This window comes from Rhodococcus sp. R1101 (assembly GCF_000278445.1).
In the GTDB taxonomy this organism is placed as follows: Bacteria; Actinomycetota; Actinomycetes; order Mycobacteriales; family Mycobacteriaceae; genus Rhodococcus; species Rhodococcus gordoniae.
The window spans coordinates 1-1,946 of the sequence record NZ_AJVB01000614.1 but is presented as its reverse complement, the minus strand read 5'-3'; the positions used below and the strand labels follow the sequence as shown (position 1 = coordinate 1,946).

Genomic DNA, 1,946 nt, shown 5'->3' with positions numbered 1-1,946 from the left:
CCCGCCCAGTGCACGCCCAGTGCGGCGACCTCCCAGTGGAAGGTGTTCGGGGACCAGATCGCGACGCGCTCACCGGGTTGCAGACCCCGCGCCACGAGCGCGGCAGCGAAAGCCCGGACGTGTTCGTGCAGTCGAGCGAAACTCAATCGGATGTCGCCGTCGACGAGGGCGCACCGGTCGGCGTGGTCGCGGACGGCACGGTTGAGGGCGGCCGGCGTGGTTCCGGGTGTTGTGTTCACGTAGCTCCCTACCTAGCAATTGCTTGGTAGGTTATCGTACAGACGTGCACGAGAGCGAGAGCCAGGACAATGCGGAGTTCGCAGCCACCGTACGACAGTGGCTCGAAGACAACCTGACCGGCGAGTTCGCCGAGCTCAGGGGGAAGGGTGGGCCCGGAAGCGAACACGAATTCTTCGATCAGCGACTCGCGTGGGACCGCCACCTGGCGGCCGCCGGATGGACCTGCATCGGGTGGCCCACCGAGTACGGCGGTCGCGGTGCGAGCATGGATCAACGGGTGATCTTCCACGAGGAGTACGCGAAGGCGAACGCGCCCGCACGCGTCAACCACCTCGGTGAGGAACTGCTCGGCCCCACCCTCATCGCCTTCGGGACCGAGGAGCAGAAGAAGCGCTTCCTGCCCGGGATCCGCAACGTCACCGAACTGTGGGCGCAGGGATACTCCGAGCCGGGCGCCGGCTCCGACCTCGCCAACGTCTCCACCACCGCGCGCCTCGACGGCGACAAGTGGGTGATCAACGGCCAGAAGGTCTGGACCTCGCTCGCCCACGTCGCGCAATGGGCGTTCGTCGTCGCCCGGACCGAACCCGGCTCGACCCGCCACCACGGTCTGAGCTTCCTGCTCGTCCCGCTCGATCAGCCCGGCGTGACGGTGCGGCCCATCCAGCAGCTCACCGGTACCTCCGAGTTCAACGAGGTCTTCTTCGACGACGCCGTCACCGACGCCGACCTCGTCGTCGGTGCCCCCGGCGACGGGTGGAAGGTCGCGATGGGTCTGCTGACCTTCGAACGCGGCGTCTCGACGCTCGGTCAGCAGATCGGTTTCGCCCGCGAGCTCGACGGCGTCGTCGAGATCGCCCGCGGTAACGGGGCGTTCGACGATCCGCACATCCGCGAACGGATCGCACGCGCGCGAATCGGGTTGCGTGTCATGCGCGCTCACGCGCTACGTACACTCGGCGACGCCGACCCCGGACAAGCCTCCGTCGCGAAGTTGCTGTGGGCCGGCTGGCACCGTGACCTCGGGGAGCTGGCGATGGACGTGCAGGGCGCGTCGTCGCTCGTCGGACCGGACCACGACCATGCCGGGACTCCTTCCGACCTCACCGATCCCGAGCATCTCGAACTCGCGGAGTGGCAGCGCCTGTTCCTGTTCACCCGCGCCGACACCATCTACGGCGGATCCAACGAGGTCCAGCGCAACATCATCGCCGAGCGTGTGCTCGGCCTTCCCCGGGAGGCACGTCCGTGACCGTTTCACCCCAGACCACCTCGCCCCTCGCGACCCCGCCCGCCGAGACCCCCGGTCACGGCCTCCTCGCCGGTAAGAAGGTCGTCGTCACCGCCGCGGCCGGCACCGGGATCGGATTCTCGTCCGCACGGCGGGCGCTGCTCGAGGGCGCCGATGTGCTGATCTCCGACTTCCACGAGCGTCGCCTCGGGGAGGCCGCGGACAAGCTGGCCGCGGAATTCCCGGAACAGCAGGTCGCGTCGATCGTGTGCGACGTCTCGTCCACCGAACAGGTCGACGCCCTGATCAGCGGTGCGGCCGAGACGCTCGGGCGTATCGACGTGCTGATCAACAATGCCGGTCTCGGCGGTGAGACCCCGGTGGTGGACATGACCGACGAGCAGTGGGATCGCGTCCTCGACATCACCCTCACCAGCACCTTCCGCGCGACCCGCGCGGCACTGCGGTACTTCCG

General features: G+C 68.3%; 3 protein-coding genes. 2 read left to right on the top strand and 1 reads right to left on the bottom strand.

The window, feature by feature from the left end:
• Window positions 1–239 (bottom strand): AMP-binding protein (locus tag R1101_RS0122335; RefSeq protein ID WP_026003593.1); only part of this gene is annotated, 239 nt, incomplete at its 3' end.
• A 44-nt stretch (window positions 240–283) separates the two neighbouring features.
• Here R1101_RS0122335 and R1101_RS0122330 point away from each other — a divergent pair.
• Entirely contained in the window at window positions 284–1,492 is a 1,209-nt protein-coding gene (locus tag R1101_RS0122330; RefSeq protein ID WP_016935444.1) for an acyl-CoA dehydrogenase family protein, read from the top strand.
• The coding region (locus tag R1101_RS0122325) for an SDR family NAD(P)-dependent oxidoreductase (RefSeq protein WP_016935443.1) at window positions 1,489–1,946 on the top strand (458 nt) is incomplete at its 3' end. The genes R1101_RS0122330 and R1101_RS0122325, both read left to right, overlap by 4 nt.